Annotated in this window: 23 protein-coding genes; 5 read left to right on the plus strand and 18 right to left on the minus strand. The window is 64.3% G+C overall.

The genetic code is table 11. The features are described 5' to 3' along the window. Positions 1-7 precede the first annotated feature (7 nt). Complete coding sequence (locus tag LK535_RS09805; protein WP_227771726.1) at positions 8-766, plus strand: competence/damage-inducible protein A; 759 nt, start codon at positions 8-10, stop codon at positions 764-766. Positions 767-805: 39 nt separating this feature from the next. Here the strand turns inward: LK535_RS09805 and LK535_RS09810 are convergent, their stop codons facing one another. The 4 genes from LK535_RS09810 to LK535_RS09825 form a co-directional block, all read right to left on the minus strand. Continuing rightward, the gene (locus LK535_RS09810) at positions 806-1,663 is read right to left on the minus strand and encodes a GGDEF domain-containing protein (RefSeq protein ID WP_227771727.1); all 858 of its coding nucleotides are present in this window, start codon (positions 1,661-1,663) and stop codon (positions 806-808) included. 128 nt (positions 1,664-1,791) lie between these two features. Then, positions 1,792-2,925 carry an NAD(P)H-dependent flavin oxidoreductase gene (locus LK535_RS09815; protein ID WP_227771728.1) on the minus strand — a complete coding sequence of 378 codons (1,134 nt, stop codon included), beginning with the start codon at positions 2,923-2,925 and terminating at the stop codon, positions 1,792-1,794. A gap of 122 nt (positions 2,926-3,047) precedes the next feature. Beyond that, positions 3,048-3,785: a TorF family putative porin gene (locus LK535_RS09820; protein WP_227771729.1), complete on the minus strand. Its 738-nt coding sequence runs from the start codon at positions 3,783-3,785 to the stop codon at positions 3,048-3,050. 1 nt (position 3,786) lies between these two features. Continuing rightward, the gene (locus tag LK535_RS09825) at positions 3,787-4,218 is read right to left on the minus strand and encodes a hypothetical protein (RefSeq protein WP_227771730.1); all 432 of its coding nucleotides are present in this window, start codon (positions 4,216-4,218) and stop codon (positions 3,787-3,789) included. Positions 4,219-4,392: 174 nt separating this feature from the next. Between LK535_RS09825 and LK535_RS09830 the strand changes: the two genes are divergently transcribed. Further along, positions 4,393-5,718: a M20/M25/M40 family metallo-hydrolase gene (locus LK535_RS09830; RefSeq protein ID WP_227771731.1), complete on the plus strand. Its 1,326-nt coding sequence runs from the start codon at positions 4,393-4,395 to the stop codon at positions 5,716-5,718. Between the two features lie 221 nt (positions 5,719-5,939). On the opposite strand, the gene LK535_RS09835 is transcribed toward LK535_RS09830, so the two are convergent. Then, positions 5,940-7,313, minus strand: coding sequence for an ATP-binding protein (locus LK535_RS09835; protein WP_415837123.1), 1,374 nt, complete (start codon positions 7,311-7,313; stop codon positions 5,940-5,942). Between the two features lie 51 nt (positions 7,314-7,364). Between LK535_RS09835 and LK535_RS09840 the strand changes: the two genes are divergently transcribed. After that, a complete protein-coding gene (locus LK535_RS09840) occupies positions 7,365-7,616 on the plus strand; it encodes a hypothetical protein (protein WP_227771733.1) in 252 nt (83 codons plus the stop codon). Here the strand turns inward: LK535_RS09840 and LK535_RS09845 are convergent. The 11 genes from LK535_RS09845 to gltX form a co-directional block, all read right to left on the minus strand. After that, positions 7,589-8,254, minus strand: coding sequence for a response regulator transcription factor (locus LK535_RS09845; protein ID WP_066777344.1), 666 nt, complete (start codon positions 8,252-8,254; stop codon positions 7,589-7,591). The genes LK535_RS09840 and LK535_RS09845 overlap by 28 nt on opposite strands. Before the next feature lie 61 nt (positions 8,255-8,315). Continuing rightward, positions 8,316-8,606, minus strand: coding sequence for a hypothetical protein (locus LK535_RS09850; RefSeq protein ID WP_321576554.1), 291 nt, complete (start codon positions 8,604-8,606; stop codon positions 8,316-8,318). Between the two features lie 116 nt (positions 8,607-8,722). Further along, positions 8,723-10,090, minus strand: a complete 1,368-nt coding sequence (locus tag LK535_RS09855) for a cytochrome P450 (protein ID WP_227771734.1) — start codon at positions 10,088-10,090, stop codon at positions 8,723-8,725. 94 nt (positions 10,091-10,184) lie between these two features. Then, positions 10,185-11,069 carry a bestrophin family protein gene (locus LK535_RS09860; protein WP_227771735.1) on the minus strand — a complete coding sequence of 295 codons (885 nt, stop codon included), beginning with the start codon at positions 11,067-11,069 and terminating at the stop codon, positions 10,185-10,187. A gap of 99 nt (positions 11,070-11,168) precedes the next feature. Further along, positions 11,169-11,588, minus strand: coding sequence for a 6,7-dimethyl-8-ribityllumazine synthase (gene ribH, locus LK535_RS09865; RefSeq protein WP_227771736.1), 420 nt, complete (start codon positions 11,586-11,588; stop codon positions 11,169-11,171). 95 nt (positions 11,589-11,683) lie between these two features. Further along, entirely contained in the window at positions 11,684-12,874 is a 1,191-nt protein-coding gene (gene ribB, locus LK535_RS09870) for a 3,4-dihydroxy-2-butanone-4-phosphate synthase (protein ID WP_415837120.1), read from the minus strand. Further along, complete coding sequence (locus tag LK535_RS09875) at positions 12,819-13,433, minus strand: riboflavin synthase (RefSeq protein ID WP_227771738.1); 615 nt, start codon at positions 13,431-13,433, stop codon at positions 12,819-12,821. The genes ribB and LK535_RS09875 overlap by 56 nt, the downstream gene beginning before the upstream one ends. Continuing rightward, positions 13,415-14,407: a bifunctional diaminohydroxyphosphoribosylaminopyrimidine deaminase/5-amino-6-(5-phosphoribosylamino)uracil reductase RibD gene (gene ribD / locus LK535_RS09880; protein ID WP_415837121.1), complete on the minus strand. Its 993-nt coding sequence runs from the start codon at positions 14,405-14,407 to the stop codon at positions 13,415-13,417. The genes LK535_RS09875 and ribD overlap by 19 nt, the downstream gene beginning before the upstream one ends. Then, entirely contained in the window at positions 14,395-14,838 is a 444-nt protein-coding gene (locus LK535_RS09885; RefSeq protein WP_227771739.1) for a hypothetical protein, read from the minus strand. The genes ribD and LK535_RS09885 overlap by 13 nt, the downstream gene beginning before the upstream one ends. Before the next feature lie 24 nt (positions 14,839-14,862). Continuing rightward, positions 14,863-15,525: an energy transducer TonB gene (locus LK535_RS09890; protein ID WP_227771740.1), complete on the minus strand. Its 663-nt coding sequence runs from the start codon at positions 15,523-15,525 to the stop codon at positions 14,863-14,865. A gap of 110 nt (positions 15,526-15,635) precedes the next feature. After that, on the minus strand, positions 15,636-16,964 hold the full coding sequence (gene gltX / locus LK535_RS09895; protein WP_227771741.1) for a glutamate--tRNA ligase: 1,329 nt from the start codon (positions 16,962-16,964) through the stop codon (positions 15,636-15,638). A 117-nt stretch (positions 16,965-17,081) separates the two neighbouring features. Between gltX and LK535_RS09900 the strand changes: the two genes are divergently transcribed. Then, entirely contained in the window at positions 17,082-18,017 is a 936-nt protein-coding gene (locus LK535_RS09900) for a ribose-phosphate pyrophosphokinase (RefSeq protein ID WP_227771742.1), read from the plus strand. A 135-nt stretch (positions 18,018-18,152) separates the two neighbouring features. On the opposite strand, the gene LK535_RS09905 is transcribed toward LK535_RS09900, so the two are convergent. Together LK535_RS09905 and LK535_RS09910 are read right to left on the minus strand one after the other, a co-directional pair. Next, entirely contained in the window at positions 18,153-18,479 is a 327-nt protein-coding gene (locus LK535_RS09905; protein WP_227771743.1) for a pilus assembly protein PilZ, read from the minus strand. A 23-nt stretch (positions 18,480-18,502) separates the two neighbouring features. Further along, positions 18,503-19,024 carry a sterol desaturase family protein gene (locus tag LK535_RS09910; protein WP_227771744.1) on the minus strand — a complete coding sequence of 174 codons (522 nt, stop codon included), beginning with the start codon at positions 19,022-19,024 and terminating at the stop codon, positions 18,503-18,505. Positions 19,025-19,075: 51 nt separating this feature from the next. Here LK535_RS09910 and LK535_RS09915 point away from each other — a divergent pair, with 51 nt between their 5' ends. Next, positions 19,076-20,677 (plus strand): lysine--tRNA ligase, encoded by a 1,602-nt coding sequence (locus LK535_RS09915; RefSeq protein WP_227771745.1) that lies wholly within the window; start codon positions 19,076-19,078, stop codon positions 20,675-20,677. The last annotated feature ends 8 nt before the right edge of the window (positions 20,678-20,685 follow it).

Consider the following 20,685-nt stretch of genomic DNA (forward strand, 5'->3'; position numbering starts at 1 on the left):
GGCTCGCATGGAAAGCGAACGCATCTGGACCGCCGCTCTCGTCGTGATCGGCGACGAAATCCTCTCCGGCCGAACGCAGGACAAGAACATCGCGCAAATCGCGCAATGGTTGAATGTCCAAGGCATTCGTCTGGTCGAAGTTCGCGTGGTGCCCGATCGAGAAGACGCGATTGTAGAGGCGGTGAACACGTTGCGCGCCCGCAACGATTATCTCTTCACCACCGGTGGAATTGGGCCGACGCACGACGACATCACGGTGGATGCGATTGCTACCGCATTGGGCGTCGGCGTCGTTCATCACCCTGAGGCCGTCGCCGTGCTGGAGCGCTATTATGCCACCCGCGGCGGGGCCAGCGAGGCTCGGCTGCGTATGGCGCGCGTACCTGAGGGGGCCGAGCTGATCGAAAACCGAATGTCGGGGGCGCCGGGCATTCACATCGGCAACGTCTTTATCATGGCCGGCGTGCCGCACATCACTGCTGGCATGCTCGACTCGCTGACCGGTACGCTTCAGGGCGGCCGGCCAGTTGTCAGCCGACAAATCGGCTGCTGGGTTGCCGAAAGCGAGATTGCCGACGTGCTGCGCGAGGCGGAACGGACCCATGCGGGGGTTGCGATCGGCAGTTACCCTTTCTTCCGCGAAGGGCGGACCGGCGCGAACTTCGTGGTGCGGTCACCAGATGGCTCCGCGGTGGATGCCTGCATCGCCGATCTCACGGCCGCACTGGAGGCGGCGGGTCACCAGGTGTTCGCGGAAGGGATCTGATCCCCTCCGCGCCGAAGGAGTTGGAGCGCGGCAGGGGCCTCAGCAACTGAGCTCCGCGTTGCTCAGGATCCGCGCCCGCCCGCGGTGTTTGGCTTCATACAGCGCGGAGTCTGCCCGGCGCAGCGCCTCGTCGAGGGTGCCCCGCGATGCTGCGGTTGTTCCCGCTGAGAAGGTAACCGGCCGCTCGCCAAGATGCGCGAGCGGTTCATTCCGGATCCGCTCAGCAATCCGCATCAGCACCGATTGTGCCTGCGCCTCCGTTGCTCCGCGAAAGTAAACCAGGAATTCTTCGCCGCCCCAGCGGGCGACCAGATCGGTGTGCCGCACTGTCCCGGCGAGTACCTTTGCGAAATCCTGCAGCACGCGATCGCCCGTCTCATGCCCCAGCAGGTCGTTCACGAGCTTGAAATGGTCCATGTCCACCAGCGCCACGGCGCCGGTTGTTTCCTGTTCGGATAAGGTATCGAGCTGCTGCAACAGCCCGCGGCGATTCAGCACGCCGGTGAGGACATCGACATTCGCTTCTCGGCTCAGCTTGCGCATCCGCTCCGCTGTGGCACCAGCCGCCCGGTTGACCCCGGCGAGCAGGCGCGCGGCAAGGTCGCCGCCCGACAGCTGCGGTACCTGCGCGATCTCGCCATCGTCCGCATCATTCAATGCCCGGGCGGCGAGATCGATTGGGGCTAGCAACGCATAGATCCCGCCGACCGCGATCAGCATCCCGAGCACGGTGGCGGCTATCACGACGATCGCGCCTAGAACGTCGAGCCGCCCGGTCGCCGCCGCCCAGACCAGAAAAGCGGCCAGGGGCAGGTGCGTGCCCACAAAACACACCGCAAACAGCCGCAGTTGCAGGCTGCGCGGAAAAATGAACGAGCTTGCAAGATACAAGCGCATGGCCCGCCTTCCCCCTTCTCGGAAATCCCGGCACGCCCAATCGCGGCGTGCCGGAATGACCTGGGGAGAAGGGCGTTACCTAAGCGTTAGCGGAGCGATGAAGATGCCGCCTGATCGGACGAGACGAGTCAATCGCCGATCAAATTGGTCATCCGCTCCACCGCCTCGGCGAACTCCATCTTGAAGTCTTGGACGACCTGACCGGCTGGACGAACCTGATCGACCAGGCCCACGCCTTGGCCCACGAAATACGTCACCATCTCGCGCGCGGCAGGATCGCCCTTTTGCGCGGCCACGTCGCAGGCGCGGATGGCGGGTTCGCTGATCAGGCTCTGGTACGGCATCGGCAACGGGCCGGGCGATTCCGGTCCCTCCCACGCATCGGTCCAGGCGGAACGAAGCTGGCGAGATGGCTTGCCGGTGCGGCTCTTGGAGCGAACCGTGTCACGCGAACTGGCCTCGACCATCTTCTCGCGGAACACGTCGGAACATTCGCTCTCAGGCGTCGCGAGCCACACCGATCCGGTCCAAACGCCATCAGCTCCCATCGCCATGGAGGCCGCCATTTGCCCGCCGGTCATGATCCCGCCGGCCGCGAGCACTGGCACGCGCTGGCCGCGTGCTTCCAGCGCGCGGATCACTTCGGGCACCAGCACCATGGTCGAAACTTCGCCGCAATGGCCGCCGGCCTCGCCACCCTGCACCACCAGGATGTCAACGCCGGCCTCGACCTGGCGGATTGCATGCTCCTTTGCGCCCACCAGCGCCGCGACCGGCACGCCGCGTTCGCGCCCCATGTCGATCATCGCTTGCGGCGGCACGCCCAGCGCGTTCGCGATCAGCTTGATCGGGTGGCGGAAGGCCACGTTGAGCATCTCCAACGCCAGATTCGGGTCGAACGGCGCTGGCGCGTCTGAATTGGCCCGCTCCTCCGGCATCGTGAAATGATGCTTCTGTGCCAGCTTGCCGACGAATTCGCGATGTTCGAGGGGCACCTTGTCCATGATGGACGCGCGGGTCAGCCCCTTCGCGCCGCCGGTGGCCAGGTTTTCCGGGATCAGCACGTCAAGGCCATAGGGCTTGCCATCGACATGAGCGTCGATCCAGGCGAGCTCCATCTCCAGGCTTTCCAGCGTATGTCCGGTCGCGCCCAGCACGCCGAACCCTCCGGCACGGCTCACCGCCGCAACCACATCCCGGCAATGGCTGAAGGCGAGCAGCGGAAAATCGATACCCAGCATCTCGCAAATCGGTGACTTCATCGTCCCTCTCCCTGATCGTTTGGGGCCTTCTGACGGCTCCGCAATGGAAAAGGAAGAGTCCGGACACCGCGTCCGGTTTACGCCCGCGACGCTCCCCGAAACGGGCGGGCGCAAAGCCGGGATCAGAAATTGATGGCGAGCCGCGCGGTCACTTTGTCGCCGGTATGGCGTCCATTCGCAAAGGGCGAGTCAACCACCTGCTCGATGTCGGTTCCCGTGTAGGTCAGCCCCAGCGTGACGGGCCCGGTGATGTGATCAACGCCAAGCGACCAATCGGTATAGTCGCCGCCGGGGCGCAGACGCGCAGCGCGGCGCCAGTCATCAACGCTGCCGGTGGAGTGACCGATTTCCGCATTGAGCGTAAAGGGTGTCGCCGGTACGCCGACACGCGCGCGGGCGCCAAACCAAAGATTGTCTCCGCCGATCGCGTTCTGATCCGGCGCATAGCGCGCATCGATCCCGACCTCGGCTGGCCCCAGCGCATAGCTGGCACCAAGGCCAACCTCGACATAGTCGAGCCGCTCGGCCGCGCCGGCAAACAGATGGCCCGTAACGAATCCATCCAGTCGTAGCCCACCACCGATGTCGCGGGAGAAGCCGCCCGTCATGTCGAACACGGCATCTGCTCCGCCATGCCGGGGGTCGCCGCGCGTTCCGGTAACGCGCGCGCTCACGTCGAACCCGGATGGCATACCCAAGCTGACACTTGCCGCCGGCGACAGCTCCCCGTCGCTCCAGCTGATCCCGCGCCGCCGTTCGTCCGTTGCCACTTCGACGCTGGCGCCGAGATCTGCCTGAGCGAATGCTGGCAGGGCCGCAGCAGCGGAGGCTGCGGCCAACACGATTGCGATCGCCTTCATGTCAGCTACGCGCCGGCGCGTGAGCGGCGTCCAGTTCGAGCGCCAGGGCATCGCGGTCCTGCTCCGCCACAGCCAGCAAGTGCTCGCGTACCGCGCTGCTCCGTGCAGTCACCTCCTGCGCGATGGCAGACCGCTGGGCAGAGCACCAGCCGGGGCGGCTGCCCCCGATCGGCGCATCGCTGGCGATGGTGCGGGCAAGCACATGACCGGCGGCGCTTCGTGCCTCCCGATGGATGCTGACGTTCGCCTTCCAGGCACAGCGGAGCGTGCTTGCGCGGCCACCCGGCCCGGCAACCCCGACCTGCTTGTGGCTCACGTCCAGGTTACTGCGATACGTGACGTCCACGCGCTGTCCGCGATAATCGAGTTCGACACGATGCGCGTCGACTGATGGTGCGCCGAGCAGCAGCCCGGCGGCGATGATGAGGCTCATGTTCGGTCTCCTGCCTGTACGGCGGGCTTTCTCGCCCGTTCGCATGACCGCGCCGACCTGCGCGGCTTGGAGGGAATGGCCGAAGCGCCGTTCGCGTTCAATGCACCTGCAAAAAGCGCAACGACTTGACATGATCCCCTACACATCCCGGAATCACTCGCTAAGCCTGCGTAGATGATCGCTCGCCGCTACCTCGCCGCTCTTCCGCTTCCTGCCGTCGCGCTTCCAGCCATGGCTCTGCTCCTGGGCGCCGCGGCAGGCGCGCCGGAAACGCGCATGAAGGATGTGATCGCGCAGGAGGTTCCGCGGCACGAGGCACTGCTCGAAAAGCTTGTTCGGCAGAATTCGGGCAGCCTCAACATCGCGGGTGTAAAGACCGTAGGCGATATGATGCGCGCGGAGCTGGAGCCACTCGGTTTCGCGGTCGAATGGGTCGACATGACGGCAACGGGCCGCGCCGGCCATGTGGTGGCCACGCACAAGGGCAACGGCCGCGGCAAGCGCGTATTGCTGATCGGCCATCTCGACACCGTGTTCGAGCCCGACAGCCCGTTCACCGGCTGGTCGCGCGAAGGGGATCGCGTGACGGGTCCCGGCGTCGGCGATGACAAGGGCGGCCTCGTCGTGATCGTTGCCACTTTGCGGGCCATGCAGGCTGCCGGAACGCTCAAGAACGCGGACATCAAGATCGTGCTGACCGGCGATGAGGAGAAGACCGGCGCACCGCTCGCCACCGCGCGCAAGGATCTGATCGAGGCGGGGAAATGGGCGGACGTGGCGCTCGAATATGAAAACCTGGCCGTCGACGGGACGCAGGAATTTGCCACCACGGCGCGGCGCAGTTCCACCAATTGGGAAATCATCACGAGCGGGCGCACCGGTCATTCCAGCGGCATTTTCAACGCTTCGATGGGTTACGGTGCAGTGTACGAACTCGCACGCATTCTTGATGAATTCCGCCGTACGCTCCCCGAACGGAACCTGACCTTCAACGTCAGCGTCGTCGTCGGCGGAACACCGGCGGTGCTGGATGCAGCGGGGGTGAAGGGCACGGCGGAAGGCAAGACGAACGTCATCCCGGCCCGGGCCGTGGCGCGTGGCGATCTGCGCAGCCTCTCGCCCGAGCAGGACATACGGATCAAGGCCGCGATGGAAGGCATCGTCGCCAAGCACCTGCCGGGCACCGATGCCTCGATCCGCTTCTTTGAAGGCTATCCGTCCATGCCGCCGACCGCCGGCAATCGCGCACTGATGGACAAGCTCAACCAGGTAAACCGCGATCTCGGCTTGCCGGAAATGCAGGAAATGGACCCCGCGAAGCGCGGCGCGGCAGACTCCAGCTTCGTCGCCGCAGACGCGGTGACGCTCGGAGGCATGGGCGCGTCCGGAGGCGGTGCTCACGCCGTGGGAGAATGGGTGGACCTCAGGAGCCTGCCGCGCCAGGCAATGCGCAGCGCCGCCCTGATCTCCCGCCTTACCGCTGAGCCGCGCACCAAATAGATCGGCTCTTTGCTGACGGCACCGTTTGGCCGCAGCAGGCCTCGTAAACCGTCACTGCCGCATTACCCCCGATCGACGTCACCGCTTCGACCAATACGACGGGCAGCCACCGTGGGCCTCCCGCGAGCACTGGAAGGGGGACCAGCTCCGTCCGGCATGACGATGCCCGTTGATCGTGGGCGCCCGAGACATTGCCTAGTGTAAGAGTGGAAGGCCTCTACTCAGCTGGCCATCGGCAGCCGCAGCCGCACCAGCAACCCGCCAAGGTCCTCGCTCTCTTCCAGACTCACCGTGCCCTCATAGATCTCGGCTACATCGCGTACGATCGCCAAACCCAGCCCGGTCCCCGGCTTACCCGTATCCAGGCGCACCCCGCGATCGAAGATGCGGATGCGATCGGCCTCCGGAATGCCCATGCCGTCGTCCTCAACCATGATCTCCACGAAGCCAGCCTGCGCGCTCACCGTCACGAACACGCTGCCGCCGCCGTATTTCGCAGCATTTTCGACCAGATTGCCCATGATCTCGTCGAGATCCTGCCGTTCGATATGGGCGACCAGATCCCTAGGGCCGTCCATGTCGATCCGGACATGAGGGTACAGGCGCTGCACCGCCCGCTCCACGGATTCCACGCTCGGCCAGACTTCCGCGCGACTGTGGGCGGAGCCTCGCCGCCCCACCGCACGCGCGCGGGCGAGATGGTGGTCGACCTGCCGACGCATGGTGCGTGCCTCCCGGACCACCGTCTCGGCCAGATCATCCGATTGCGCCGTGGCCGCGTTCATGATCACCGTCAGCGGCGTTTTCAGTGCATGAGCAAGGTTGCCGGCGTGGCGTCGTGCTTCCTCGGCCTGCGTTTCGTTATGCGCGACGAGGGCGTTCAGCTCTTCGACCAACGGCGCCACCTCGACCGGCAGCGGCCCTGCAATCCGGTTGGTTCGACCACCCCGCATCCGCGCGATCTCCAGCCGAAGCTTTCGCAGGGGCAGAAGACCGTAGAAGGTCTGCAACGCCGCCAGCACCACCAGTCCCAGGCCCAGAAGCAAAAAGCTGCGAACCAGCGTCCGCCGCAGCGCGCCGATCTGCGCGTCCAATCCTTCACGGCTTTGCGCCACTTGAAAGCGCCAACGCACCTCGGATCCCGGCAGCTTCACATCCCGCTCGACGACCCGCAGCTTCTCCGTCCCGAACTGGTCGCTGTTGTAGATGTGGACGCCGCGGTCGTTGTGGTTCTCGGAATGGGCGAGCTGTCGATCCCATAAGGACCGGGATGGAAATGCCTCTCGTCCGGACGCCGAGACCTGCCAGTACAGTCCGGAATACGGCTCCAGGAAGCGTTGATCGGCGGGCTCCCGATTGAAGATCACTTCACCCTCGGGGCCGATTTCCGCCGACACCAACAGCGAGCGCAGGACATATTCCAGCTGGTCGTCGAAGTTCTGAGTCACTGCCGCGGTCAGCACGCGGTCCAGCGCGAACCCGCCGCCGGCCAGCAGCAAGGAAATCCACACCGCCGCGATGACGATCATGCGCCGGGTCAACGACCCGGTGCTGGCCATCCGGCCCTCGCTGCCGTTGATCACTTCGTCGCGCATCGGAACCATGCTGGCGCTTTTCTGTTCACCCCCAACGAAAGGAGAGCCGTCGTGTTGCGTACCTTTCCGGTGATGGCTTTGGCAGGCATGGCAGGCCTGCTCATCAGCCTGATGACAGGCTTCTTGCTAGCGTCATGGACGATCGCTGGCATCATTCCGGCTTATGCCACCCCGCCACTGATCGCGCAGTCGGAGCCGCAGATCGTGACGGATGGCTGGCGCGAGGCAGGATATGACCGCATAGGTTTATGGGAGCAGCCGCGCGCCGAAATGCTTCAGGCCGCCGGATCTTCCAGGCTGTAGCCAAGTCCCCGGATCGTGGTGATCACATCCTGACCCAGCTTCTTGCGAATACGGGTGACGAAAACCTCGATCGTATTGGAATCGCGATCGAAATCCTGATCGTAGATATGCTCGATCAATTCCGTGCGGCTGACGACCTTGCCCTTGTGGTGCAGCAGGTATGACAGCAGCTTGTATTCCTGCGCCGTGAGCTTCACCGGCTCCCCGGCCCGCGTCACCTTGCCGGATCGGGTGTCCAGCCGGACGTCGCCAGCGGTGAGCTCCGATGAGGCATTGCCAGATGCGCGGCGGATCAGGGCGCGCAGCCGCGCGATCAGTTCCTCTGTCTGGAACGGCTTGGCGACATAATCGTCAGCGCCGGCGTCGAGGCCCGCGACCTTGTCGGACCAGCTGTCGCGCGCGGTCAGCACCAGCACCGGCATGGTCTTGCCTTCCTTGCGCCACCGGTCGAGCACGGTCAGGCCGTCGATCTCCGGCAGGCCAAGATCAAGAACGATGGCGTCATAATTCTCGGTCGAGCCCAGAAAGTGCCCCTCCTCGCCGTCCGTGGCGAGATCGATCGCATAGCCGGCGCCCTCCAGCGTGTTCTTCAGCTGCTGGCCCAGATTGGGCTCATCCTCGACGATCAGGACGCGCATGGTCACTCCCAGAAAGAAACGATGCTGGTTAGCACCGGCGAGCCGGCGGCAAAAGGTGCGCTCACTTGCCGGTGCGACCGATCACTTGTCCGGAGCGGCCATCGACATCCACCCAGATCACCGTGCCGTCGCGAAGGAACTTCAAGGTATAGACGGCGCTCGGCATTTCGAAATCGAAGCCGATATATTGTGCATCCCGCATGGTCGGGATCACCCGGCGTTCGATCTCCTTGATGGAAAGGATTCTACCTTCCCGAAGCGCGCGCCACGCGGCAACGCCGTCGCGCTGCTGATCGCCAGGCTGGGCCATGGCGGGCACAGGCAGGGTCAGCAGAATCAAGGCCAAGCACATCCGCATTCCCGCGGCATAGCGATAAAGGATTGAACACCTTGTGAATAAGCCAGCGCGCCCGAAACGGGGCCGCCGCGGCGCCACACGGATGCCGGCGCCGCTCGCCCGCAACGGTATTACAGCGGCTTGAACGTCACTGGCAGCCCGTCCTTGGGACGCGGAATTGGAAAGATCTGCCAATCCGCGCCAGCGCCCGGTGCAAGCTCGATCCGATAACGGCTGAGCAGATGGGCAATCAGGATCCGGATCTGCATGGTCGCAAAGTGCAGCCCGATGCACATGTGCGCGCCGCCGCCAAACGGCACCCAGGCAAAGCGATGACGTCCCTTGGACGCTTCAGGCGAGAAGCGGGTCGGATCGAACCGCTCCGGATCGGGCCAATACTCTGCCATGTGATGGGTGTACGCCGTGTTGACTCCTACGAACGTACCGGCGGGGATCCGGTAGCCGCCGAAGGTGAATTCTCGCAGGGCACGCCGCGGGATCGATGGTACCGGCGGCATCAGGCGAAGCGATTCCTTGAACGCCCATTCGGTCAGCACCAGCCGGTCGAGCTGCTCATAGGGCACGCTGCCGTCATTGCTACCCAGGCCCAGCACCTCTTCGCGGAGCTTCTCCTGCCAATCCACATGCTTGCCCAGCAGCATGATCAGGCTGGTCGCGGACGACGTGATCGTGTCGTGCGCCGCCATCATCAGGAAATTCATGTGATCGACGATGGCGTCGTCGGCGAGTGGCTGGCCGGCTTCATCGGTCGCCCGGCAGAACTGGGAAAAGAAGTCCTGGCCGCTGCCATTGCGCCGGCCGGGAATCTCGCGCGTGAAGTAATCGACCAGATATTCGCGCGCTTTCACGCCCCGCCGCATGGAGGTGCCGGGCAGCGGTGTCCGGACCGGCGAAACCGAGGCCTGAACTTCATCAACAAACGCCTGATTGATCTTCGACGCCTCTGGGCCGAGCGGAACGCCAAGGAAGCTGGTCGCGGCCAGATCCAGGCTCAACGCCTTGATCGCGCTGTAGAACGGCAGCGTGCGATTGGCCCATGCGCCGACCTGTCCTGCAATGCCGCTGTTCAGTTCCGCGGCATAGTGGCGCATCGGCTCCGGCTTGAACGCGACCGACAGCGCCTTGCGGTCGGCACGATGCTTCTCGAAGTCCATCAGCATCAGGCCGCGCGGGAAGACGAGATTAAGGATGGGGCCCCATCCCTGCTCCGACGAGAAGTTCTTCTCCTTGTCGAACAGGACGAGTTCGTTCGCGTCCGGACCGAGCAGGATCACCCCATCGCCGCCGAACGTGCGGTTGCGATAGACCGGCCCGTGCTTGGCAGCCATGCGGTTGGTGAAACCGATCGGATCCTTCAGCACGGCTAAGGTATTGCCGACGAAGGGCAAACCGCGGCTGCCGGGAATGTCCTTCAATACTGACGGCGGGTTGGCCGGCAGCCAGTGCGGGTTGGCGGCCAGCGTATGCGCGTGAGCCATCGGCGATTCTCTCCAATCTTACTTACATCAGTATAAGTAAGATCGGGTCGCCTTGCCAAGCGTTCGTGAAATCATCCCGGCGGCCAGGCTTCGATCACCACAGCACGCCCTTGACCGGCTGTAGCGGCGGGGGCGCCTCGTCTCCGATCGCCTGAAGAAGATCGATCTCGATGGTGCGGCACATGGATGCAAGCGGCACGTCATGGATGGTGTTCGCGAACGGATCCACCAGGTCATCACCGATCTGCAGAGCGGCAAGAAACATGAGGCCAGCGACGGTTGAGCCAACCGGCGTCGCAATCCCCAGGGTTTCTACCAGCCCGATCGGCAGCAGGATGCAGAACAGCCGGGTAAAGAATGTCGGAAAGAAGCGATATTGGTTGGGCAGCGGCGTGTTCTTGAGTCGCTCCATGCCACCCTGGGCGTTGGAGATATCGACGAGCAGCCCTTCGAGGTGCGCTTGCTGGATCGTGTCCAGCCAGCCATTCCGTCGCGCATCATCGATGCGCCGCGACGTCCCATCCAGAATGCCGTTGGCGATGTTCGTTCGCTGCAGGGCCGGTTCGGCCTCACCGCGGGACAGGAATCGAAGCACTTCCGCGTCGGAGGGTTGCTTGCGAAGCTGACAGCGCAGGGCGTTCACATAGGCAACATGGCGAAGCACGATCGTGCGCTTCAGATCGCGAGCGGAATCATCGGGCAGGAAATTGCGGGCGGCGCGGGCCAGGCTTCGCGACGCGTTGATCATCAGGCCCCAGAGACCGCGACCTTCCCACCAGCGTTGATAGGCCGAATTGGTCCGAAAGCCGAGGAAGAGGGCCAGTGCCGACCCGAAGATTGTCAGCGGGAGTTCGGGCGCTTGGAATGGTTGAAAGACATAGATGCCGGTAACGATACAGTCCCAGACGAACAGCGCGAGCAATGGTCGCCAGACCTCACAAACGAGGACGCTGAGACGGGGTGTCGAGGAAATGATCATGCGGGGTCACGGCCGGTTGGCTGAGGCGGGAGCGGCCCCTACGCGCAACTCCCTGCTCCGGCTCCGTGACGAATTATGTCCGAATGGGAAGTCCCGGGATCAGCCCAGTCGTTCGCGCAGGTCCAGCATCGCGAGCGCCGCCTGCGCCGCACCGCCTCCCTTGTCGAGCTGCGCCGGATCGGCCCGGCGGATCGCCTGCTCCTCGTTTTCGGTCGTCAGGATGCCGTTTCCGATCGGAATGCCGTCCATGGTGAGCGCCATGATGCCCCGCGCGCTCTCGTTCGACACGATTTCGAAGTGATAGGTCTCACCACGGATCACGACGCCAAGCGCGACATACGCATCATAGCGCCCGCTTTCCGCGGCCATGGCGATCGCGCCCGGCACCTCAAGCGCTCCCGGTACCGTCAGAACCTCGGCGTTATGCCCCGCGGCTTCGATCGCGGCACGCGCGCCGGCAACCAGCATGTCGTTCAGATGATCGTAGAACCGAGCCTCGACGATGAGGATGTTGGCCATTCAAAACTCCGTTGATCCCCAAACGGGTCGCAGGCGCGGTCCTCGCGCTTTGGGATGATGATCGCCGATCCGGCCCCCGGCCGGATCGCGAAGCCTTATTCGCCGCCCACGCCGGGGATCGGCCGCTCGCCGACGATCGACAGACCGTAGCCGTCGAGGCCGACCAGCGTGTGATGCGTGTTGGTGAGAAGGATCATTTCCTCCACCCCGATTTCCGCCAGGATCTGCGCCCCGACGCCATAGTCGCGCAGTTCCTCGACCTCCGGCGCACCGGCACCCTTGCCTTCGGCACGCAGCTGCATGGAACGGGTGATCGCACCCTTCATCGGGCGATTGATCACGACGATCACGCCCGCGCCTTCGTCGGCGATAAGCTCCATGGAGCGCGACAGCAGGCCAGCGCGATCCGACACCTCTCCGAACATGTCCGAGAAGTAGCTCGCGGTGTGCATCCGAACGAGGGTCGGCTTGTTGGGATCGATGCGCCCCTTCATCAGCGCAACCGTCTCGTCACCGGTCGCCTTGTTGTGGAAGGTCATCGCCTTCCACTGGCCACCCCAGCGCGATTCGAAGACGGTCTCGACCCTCTTCTCGACAAGATGGTCGTGCCGCCGCCGATAGGCGATCAGGTCGCGGATCGTGCCGATCTTAAGATTGTGGAGCTGGGCGAAGGAGACGAGATCGTCCATCCGCGCCATCGTCCCGTCTTCGTTCATGATCTCGCAGATCACGCCGGACGGATTGAGGCCGGCCAGCCGCGAAACGTCCACCGCTGCTTCGGTATGGCCGGCCCGCACCAGCACGCCGCCGTTGCGCGCCACCAGCGGGAAGACGTGGCCGGGCGTGACGATCTCTTCCTTGCCCTTCGACGAGTCGATCGCCACCGCGATGGTGCGCGCCCGATCGGCGGCCGAAATCCCGGTCGTGACCCCTTCCCGTGCTTCGATCGATACGGTGAATGCGGTTTCGTGCCGCGTCCCGTTATGGCGACTCATCAGATCAAGCCCGAGCGCATCCACCCGCGACTTGGACAGCGCAAGGCAGATCAGCCCACGCCCATGCCGCGCCATGAAGTTGATCTTCTCCGGCGTTGCCATCTGAGCCGGGATGACCAAATCCCCTTCATTCTCGCGATCCTCGTCGTCGACAAGGATGAACATCCGGCCGTTCTTCGCCTCGTCGATGATCTCTTCGGGGCTCGAGAGGAAGGCGTGGCGCAAACGCGCGAGTTCAGCGGGCTTTTGCACGATAATGTTCCATCCGTTGGAGATAGCGGGCAAGCACATCGATCTCGATGTTGACGGCGCTGCCCGGTGCCAGATCTGAAAGCGTCGTCACGGCTTGGGTGTGCGGAATGATGTTGACGGCGAAGTGAGTCGAGCCGTCGTCTGCATCGGTGACTTCGTTGACGGTCAGCGAAACACCATCAACCGTTATCGAACCCTTGGCGGCCAGGAACGGCGCCAGATCGCTGGAAACGCGGAAGCCGACCCGCTTCGAATCGCCATCAGGACAAATGCCGATCACCTCGGCAATGCCGTCGACGTGCCCGGTCACGATATGCCCGCCGAGTTCGTCGCCCAGCTTCATCGCACGTTCGAGATTCAGCCGCCGTCCCTCGACCCACTGCCCCCGCGCCGTGCGATGGATCGTCTCGCCAGAAACGTCGAAAGCCAGCCAGTTCGGGCCCTTGTCGACCACCGTCAGGCATACCCCCGAACAGGCGACCGAAGCGCCCAGATCGATCTCCAGCGTTTCGTAGCTGGTGCCAACCACCACGCGCGTGTCGCCACGCGTTTCCACGCGCGTGATTTGACCGACGTCGGTTATGATCCCCGTAAACATCGCACACGCTCGTAGACCTCGAGCCGGTCCCTGCCAAGCTGGCGCGCATCGGTCTGTGTCCACCGGCCGTGCGCATCGGCTAACGTCGCCAGGCCGATGTCGCCCAAAGCGGGACGACCACGGCCGATCAGGATCGGGGCGCGATACAGGATCAGCCGATCAACAAGGTCCTGCGCCAGAAAAGCGGCTGCCGCTCCTGCACCGCCTTCGACAAACAGGTGATCGCCCGGCAGGCGCGAAATGCTCACCGGCGAATCGAGCCAGACCGGATCCGTTCCGCCGCTCCCGCTGGAAAGGATCACCCGCAGGGGCGATCGCGATTCGAGGCCGGACAACCGCACGTCCAGCTTCGGCCGGTCGGTCTCCCAGGTATTCCGACCGACCAGGATCGCTTCATGCCGGCTGCGCTCGAGATGGCAATGCGCGCGCGCCTCGGCGCCGGTGATCCAGCGGCTCTCGCCATCTTCCCTCGCGATACAGCCATCGAGCGAGGTTGCGAGCTTCAGCGTCACGTGCGGCCGACCGCTCGCCTGCCGGGTGAGAAAGCCCGCCATGGTGGCGCGCGCTTCCTCCGCTCGCACGCCTGCGATCGTCTCGATCCCGGCAACCGCCAGCCGGACCAGTCCCTTTCCGTTGGTGCGCAGATCCGGGTCACCCAGCGCGACTACGACGCGGGAGACCTTGCTGCTGGCCAGCAGGTCAGCGCACGCCGGCCCGCGCACGGAAATATGGGCACATGGTTCCAGGGTGACGTAGACCGTGGCTCCCGCGGCCGCGTCCCCGGCCTCCTGGAGCGCCATCGCCTCTGCGTGCGGCCGCCCGCCCGGCTGGGTCCATCCGCGACCGACCACAACACCGTCGCGCACGATCACGCATCCAACCGATGGATTGGGGCTCGTTCGTCCACGACCCCGCTCGGCTAGAGCAAGCGCGACACCCATCCAGCGCGCGTCAGCGGCGCTTACAGCCCCCATCGCTTCAGCTTGTCATCGACCTTCCGGAACGATTCCCGCAACTCTTCCTGGCGACGCTTCTGCTCGTCCATCATCTTCTGCTTGATGGGGGCATCAATCGCCTGCTGAGCCTTGATCTCCGCGTCCGTACGATCGAGACGCCACTGCTGCACATAAACGATCTCGGGCTTGTAGACCTTCTCGACCTTCGAGTCCTTGGCGAATCCGATCAGCAGCAGCCCAGTCAACATTACTGAAATGAAGAGGAAGATGAGTTCGTGCTTCTGCCGCTGGTGCAGAAACAGGCGCAGGTCACGCACCGCGCGAAACGGGCTCATCCGGGCAAAGAATTGCATAACCGTGACATAGTGCCGCGGGGATGCCGAGACCAGCCCTTCACCGCCGCTTCTCGGCCGTGGCGAGGTCGGAAGGCCGAACCGGACGATGGTCACCAGCCCCCCGAACCTCCTTCATCTTCAGGACTCTAGCTCGAACCGAACCGTCATTTCCCTGGTCGCTTCCGTCGGCACGCCGTCCCGTGTTGCTGGCTGGAAGCGCCATTTCGCCAGCGCATGCTCCCGTGTTGCGCGACAGAATGCGTCACTGGTCGCGCTCACGCATTCCGCAGCGACCACCCTGCCGCTGGCGCCTATCGTCACCCGGATGGTCGCACTCCCCTCCCGCTCGGCCCGTCGCTCGCCCGCCGGATAGGCGGGCTGAAGGTCGCGGGCGTAACGGGGATCCACACGCGCCTCGACCATGACGGGTGGAGCAGGTGGATCCACTCGCGCCACTTCGCTGGCCGGCTGGACCGCAGGGAGCGATGGAAGGGGCAACGTCGGAATAACGTAGAACTCTGACGCTCCCGTCGAAAGCGAGGAGGAGACATTCAGCTGTTCCGGCGGGTTGGAAAGCCTGCTTTCTGCCGCGGGGTTCGCTTTGGGCGGGGTAACTTCCGGCGGCTGAGGAGGAGGCTCGAGCGGGATGTTCTCAATTCTCAGACCTGCTCGCTGTGTGATCGCCTCCATCACGGGGGCGGACAATATCAGGGCACCGATCACAGCCGCGTTGATCGCAACGGCAGCAACAAGGCTGCCGGCATTCACGCCGCCCGACCGAACAGAATTGTTCGCGTACATGAGCCTCTCCTTCCTGGGTTCTTCTCCTTCCGGGTTTCAGCCGGTTTAGTGATGTTACCACGTAACATTGCGCGATCAAGCGCGGTTGCGCGTCCCGCGGCCGCGTCTCTTCAGCTCGCTCGCAACCGAGCGATCGCGCGCTCACGTCCAATCAGCGGCAACAACGCCGCCATGTCCGGTCCGTGATCGCGCCCCGTCAGGGCGCGCCGCAATGGCAGGAATAGCGCCTTGCCCTTACGCGCGGTCTGTTCCTTCAGTTTATCGACCAGCTGATGCCAGGGGTCTTCGCCCCACTCGATCACTTCCGCGGCATCGGCCGCCGCGGCGAGATACTCGCGATCTTCGCCAGCTGCCGGCGCATCGACAGGCCCTTCAATCACGCTCCACCAGTCGGACGCTTCGGCAACCGTCGACAGGTTCGGCTTCACCACGTCCCAGGCATCCGCTGCCATGCCGGCCGGCAGGCGATCCGCCACTGCCCCGTACGGAAGCTGATGGATGATGCGCGCGCTGAGCTGCGCGAGTTCGCCTTCATCGAACCGGGCCGGCGCTCGGCCGAACCGCCCGAATTCGAAGGTCGTGAGGAGGTCAGCCATGTCCACCGCGGGCTCGACCGGATCGCTCGTGCCCAGCCTGGCCAGCAGCGCGCGGATCGCTTGCGGCTCGATGCCCGTCTCGCGAAGCTGATCGACGCCAAGGCTTCCCAGCCGCTTGGACAATTTGCCCTCGCTCCCGGTCAGCAGCGCGGCGTGCGCAAAGCTTGGCGGTGCCGCACCGAGCGCCGCGAACATCTGGATCTGCAGCGCGGTGTTGGCGACATGGTCCTCGCCGCGCACGACATGGCTGATGCCCATGTCGATATCGTCGATGGCGGACGGAAGCATGTAGAGCCACGAACCATCTGCCCGGCGCACTACGGGATCACTCATCGTGCTGGGATCGAAGCGCTGATGCCCGCGCACCAGGTCATCCCATTCCACCAGGCAGTCATGGTCGAGGTGAAAGCGCCAATGCGGCCGGACACCGTCATTCTCCAACCGCGCGCGATCGGCATCGGTCAGCTGCAGCGCTGCTCGATCGTACACCGGCGGCAAACCGCGACCGAGCTGTATCTTCCGCTTCAGATCGAGTTCCTGGCTGGTCTCATAAGCAGGATAGATCCGGCCCGCCGCGCGCAGTTCTTCGAACCTTTTTTCATACAGGCCGAAACGCTCCGACTGACGCACTTCCGCATCGGCTTCGAGGCCGAGCCAGGCCAGATCGTGCCGGATAGCGGCCACGAATCGCTCCTCGCTACGCTCGGCATCGGTATCGTCGATACGCAGCAGGAAACGTCCACCGTGCGCCCGCGCAAACATCCAGTTGTGAAGCGCGGTACGAATATTGCCGACATGCAGGCGGCCGGTCGGCGACGGAGCGAAGCGGGTAACCACGGTCATGCAGCGCCGGTTAGGCCCGCTGCGGCTGATCCGCAAACTGTCTCGCCAAACCATGTCTCACGATTGCAACATGGATCGTTCGCGCTAAGGGGGCCGCGCAGAAAGGGCGCGACGAACATGAAATTGATGACCGGCAACTCGAACCTGCCGCTGGCGCGCGACATTGCCTCCTATCTCGAGATCCCGCTGACGGAGGCGCTCGTCCGGCGCTTCGCCGATGAAGAGATTTTCGTCGAGATCATGGAGAATGTCCGCGGCGAGGACGTGTTCCTGATTCAGTCGACCAGCTATCCCGTCAACGACAATCTGATGGAGCTGCTGATCTGCATCGACGCACTGAAACGTGCATCGGCCAAGCGAATCACCGCTGTGGTGCCCTATTTCGGCTATGCCCGTCAGGATCGTAAGCCCGGTCCGCGCACCCCGATCTCCGCCAAGCTCGTGGCGAACCTGATCACGAAGGCGGGGGCCGATCGCGTCCTCTCCGTCGATCTGCACGCTGGCCAGATCCAGGGCTTTTTCGACATACCGACCGACAATCTGTTCGCCGCGCCGGTGATGTCGGCCGACATCCTGGCGCGATTCGGTTCCAAGAATCTGATGGTTGTTTCGCCGGACGTTGGCGGCGTGGTTCGCGCCCGCGCCCTGGCGAAGCGCCTCCACAACGCACCGCTGGCCATTGTGGACAAGCGCCGCGAGCGGGCTGGCGAATCGGAAGTCATGAACATCATCGGCGACGTCGAGGGCCGCTTCTGCATCCTCATTGATGACATCGTCGATTCCGCGGGCACGCTGTGCAACGCCGCGGCAGCGCTGCGAGAGGCTGGCGCCGAGGACGTTGTCGCTTATGTCAGCCATGGCGTGCTGTCCGGCGGTGCCGTCGCCCGGGTGGAGGGCTCGGCCCTGCGCGAACTCGTTATCACCGACTCGATCGGGAACCAGGAAGCGATCGGCAACGCCGGCCGGATCCGCCACCTCACCATCGCGCCGCTGCTGGCAGAAGCGATTCGGCGCATCGCGGATGAGACAAGCGTCTCTTCCCTGTTCGACTGAAATCATCAGGGCGCCGGCTTATCGAAGCGGCGCCCTTTTCGTGGTGCGATGAGAGCGCCGCTAGTACGACACGCATGAAAGCCCGCTCTCTACGGGCAGGTCACCTGCAATCTACCAGCGAATCGCGGCCGCTGGTCAGCTGTTGCCGAGCGCCACGATATGGTCGAACACAGCCGGGTGAAGCGGCTTGGTGAACGCACAGCCGTAGCGGTATTTGTCCCGCCACGCGACGACAGCCTCAAGCCCAGCAAGACCCGGCAGGGTGAGCCAAACCGTCGTTCCCGGCCACAGCGTAAAGCTTGTCTGCGCGCGAAATCCGGTGGTTGAAAGGTCGACCACTTCGATTTCAAACCGGGTAGTGCCGCGGTCGCGCAGGTGGGCGCGCATCTTCACCGCCTTGCGCAGTGCGCGGCGGTTTTCCTCGCCGTCAGCCGGGCTTGGAAGGGGAATGGCGTGATCCATGCCCGCGTTATCCGCCGCGAAAGTTACTTTTCGGCAAACATCCGGTCCGAACCGGTCGGGGCACGTACGCCGGCGCGCCCCCGGCGCTTCAACTCGGCCTTTAGCGCCTCTGGCCTCGGCGCGACGAGAAACCCGAAGCTGATGGTACCTTCCTTGGTATTCACCACATGGTGCAACCGATGCGCCTGCACGATCCGCTTCATGTAGCTCGATTTCGGCAGGTAACGCGTGCGCACCCGCTCATGCACGATCACGTCGTGGAATCCGAAATAGATCGCGCCATAGGCCGCGATGCCGGCGCCGACCCATGCCCAGCCCTCGCCCCAGCCGCCCTGCACCCCGCCATAGATCAGCAGGATCGAGGGGATGGCGAAGATCACGCCGTAGAGGTCGTTCAGTTCGAACCGCCCGGTACGCGGGCGATGGTGACTTTCGTGCAGGAACCAGCCCGGGCCGTGCATCACCCAGCGGTGCATCACGTAGGCGAAGCCCTCCATCCCGGCGACGGTGAGGAAGAACAGGAGAAGGCCGGTCCAGATCGACATGCGTTGGCCATATAGCCATCGCGCGCCCGCCTCGCTACGTCGCAGGCCGTTATGACAGACGCATTTGATCCCGAACGGCGCGCCGCAGCGCTCGAGTCCAAGGCCTGGCCCTATGAGGAAGCGCGAAAGCTCCTGAAGCGCTGGCCGGAGGGCAAGCCGAACGGTGAACCGATGCTGTTCGAAACCGGCTACGGCCCGTCGGGCCTGCCGCACATCGGCACCTTCCAGGAAGTGCTGCGCACCACCATGGTCCGCCGCGCCTATGAGGAGATGACCGGCCGCCCGACCCGGCTGGTGGCGTTCAGCGACGACATGGACGGCCTGCGCAAGGTGCCGGACAATGTGCCCAACAAGGAATTGCTGGAGGCGAACCTCGGCAAGCCGCTGTCGCGCGTCCCCGATCCCTTCGGCAAGTTCGACAGCTTCGCCGCGCACAACAACGCCATGCTGCGCGACTTCCTCGATCGCTTCGGCTTCGAGTATGAATTCGTCTCGTCGACCGATTACTACACCTCCGGCCGCTTCGACGAGAAGTTGCGCGACGTGTTGCGCAACTACGACAAGATCATGGCCGTCATGCTGCCGACGCTGCGCGCCGAGCGGCAGGCGACCTATTCGCCCGTCCTGCCGATCAGCCCTACGTCGGGCATCGTGCTCCAGGTCCCGGTCGAGGTGGTCGACGCAGAGGCCGGCATCATCCGCTTCGAGGATACCTCTGTTCCCGGGGGCCAGACCGTCGAACAGTCGATCCTCGGCGGCAAGGCGAAGCTCCAGTGGAAGCCCGATTGGGGCATGCGCTGGGCCGCACTCGGCGTCGATTATGAGATGTACGGCAAGGACCTGATCGATTCCGGCATCCTCGGCGGCAAGATCGCGCAGATCCTCGGCGGCCGTAAGCCCGAGGGCCTGGTGTACGAGCTGTTCCTCGACGCCAAGGGCGAGAAGATCTCCAAGTCGAAGGGCAATGGCCTCTCGATCGAGGAATGGCTGACCTACGGCCCAGACGAGAGCCTCGCCTTCTACATTTATCGCGAGCCGAAGAAGGCGAAGTCGCTTCACCTCGGCCTCATCCCGCGTGCGGTCGACGATTATTGGCAGTTCCGCGCCAATTATCCCGCGCAATCGTGGAAGGAGAAGCTCGGCAACCCCGTTCACCACATCCACACTGGCGACGTGCCGGCGGCAACGCTGCCGGTCACCTTCGGGTTGCTGCTGAACCTCGTCGGTGTGATGGGCGAAGGCGCGACGAAGGAGCAGGTCTGGGGCTATCTCGGCAATTACCTGTCGGATGCCAACGCCGCGGCGCATCCGGAGCTCGACCGGATGATCGGCTATGCCCTCGCCTATCACCGCGACTTCATCGCCCCGACGCTGAAGCGCCGCGCGCCCGAGGGCGTCGAGGTTGCCGCGCTCGAACGGCTCGACGCCGATCTCGCCACGCTGGGTGAGGACGCTTCGGCGGAGGATATCCAGAACGCCGTCTATGAGATCGGCAAGACCGCCGGCTTCGCGGAGCTGCGCGGTTGGTTCAAGGCGCTGTACGAAACGCTGCTCGGCTCCAGCCAAGGCCCCCGCATGGGCAGCTTCATCAAGCTCTACGGCGTCGCCAACACCCGCCGCCTGATCGCCGAGGCGCTCGCCGCGGCCAAGTGATACCGGCA

The organism is Sphingomonas sp. IC4-52, from assembly GCF_020707225.1.
Lineage (GTDB): Bacteria > Pseudomonadota > Alphaproteobacteria > Sphingomonadales > Sphingomonadaceae > Sphingomonas.

Bases quoted from the DNA above. Each gene is read 5' to 3' on its own strand.
- LK535_RS09805 (WP_227771726.1), top strand. From the start codon at position 8: ATGGAAAGCGAACGCATCTGGACCGCCGCTCTCGTCGTGATCGGCGAC.
- LK535_RS09810 (WP_227771727.1), bottom strand. From the start codon at position 1,663: ATGCGCTTGTATCTTGCAAGCTCGTTCATTTTTCCGCGCAGCCTGCAA.
- LK535_RS09815 (WP_227771728.1), bottom strand. From the start codon at position 2,925: ATGAAGTCACCGATTTGCGAGATGCTGGGTATCGATTTTCCGCTGCTC.
- LK535_RS09820 (WP_227771729.1), bottom strand. From the start codon at position 3,785: ATGAAGGCGATCGCAATCGTGTTGGCCGCAGCCTCCGCTGCTGCGGCC.
- LK535_RS09825 (WP_227771730.1), bottom strand. From the start codon at position 4,218: ATGAGCCTCATCATCGCCGCCGGGCTGCTGCTCGGCGCACCATCAGTC.
- LK535_RS09830 (WP_227771731.1), top strand. From the start codon at position 4,393: ATGATCGCTCGCCGCTACCTCGCCGCTCTTCCGCTTCCTGCCGTCGCG.
- LK535_RS09835 (WP_415837123.1), bottom strand. From the start codon at position 7,313: ATGCGCGACGAAGTGATCAACGGCAGCGAGGGCCGGATGGCCAGCACC.
- LK535_RS09845 (WP_066777344.1), bottom strand. From the start codon at position 8,254: ATGCGCGTCCTGATCGTCGAGGATGAGCCCAATCTGGGCCAGCAGCTG.
- LK535_RS09850 (WP_321576554.1), bottom strand. From the start codon at position 8,606: ATGTGCTTGGCCTTGATTCTGCTGACCCTGCCTGTGCCCGCCATGGCC.
- LK535_RS09855 (WP_227771734.1), bottom strand. From the start codon at position 10,090: ATGGCTCACGCGCATACGCTGGCCGCCAACCCGCACTGGCTGCCGGCC.
- LK535_RS09860 (WP_227771735.1), bottom strand. From the start codon at position 11,069: ATGATCATTTCCTCGACACCCCGTCTCAGCGTCCTCGTTTGTGAGGTC.
- ribH (WP_227771736.1), bottom strand. From the start codon at position 11,588: ATGGCCAACATCCTCATCGTCGAGGCTCGGTTCTACGATCATCTGAAC.
- ribB (WP_415837120.1), bottom strand. From the start codon at position 12,874: ATGTGCTTGCCCGCTATCTCCAACGGATGGAACATTATCGTGCAAAAG.
- LK535_RS09875 (WP_227771738.1), bottom strand. From the start codon at position 13,433: ATGTTTACGGGGATCATAACCGACGTCGGTCAAATCACGCGCGTGGAA.
- ribD (WP_415837121.1), bottom strand. From the start codon at position 14,407: ATGGGGGCTGTAAGCGCCGCTGACGCGCGCTGGATGGGTGTCGCGCTT.
- LK535_RS09890 (WP_227771740.1), bottom strand. From the start codon at position 15,525: ATGTACGCGAACAATTCTGTTCGGTCGGGCGGCGTGAATGCCGGCAGC.
- gltX (WP_227771741.1), bottom strand. From the start codon at position 16,964: ATGACCGTGGTTACCCGCTTCGCTCCGTCGCCGACCGGCCGCCTGCAT.
- LK535_RS09900 (WP_227771742.1), top strand. From the start codon at position 17,082: ATGAAATTGATGACCGGCAACTCGAACCTGCCGCTGGCGCGCGACATT.
- LK535_RS09905 (WP_227771743.1), bottom strand. From the start codon at position 18,479: ATGGATCACGCCATTCCCCTTCCAAGCCCGGCTGACGGCGAGGAAAAC.
- LK535_RS09910 (WP_227771744.1), bottom strand. From the start codon at position 19,024: ATGTCGATCTGGACCGGCCTTCTCCTGTTCTTCCTCACCGTCGCCGGG.
- LK535_RS09915 (WP_227771745.1), top strand. From the start codon at position 19,076: ATGACAGACGCATTTGATCCCGAACGGCGCGCCGCAGCGCTCGAGTCC.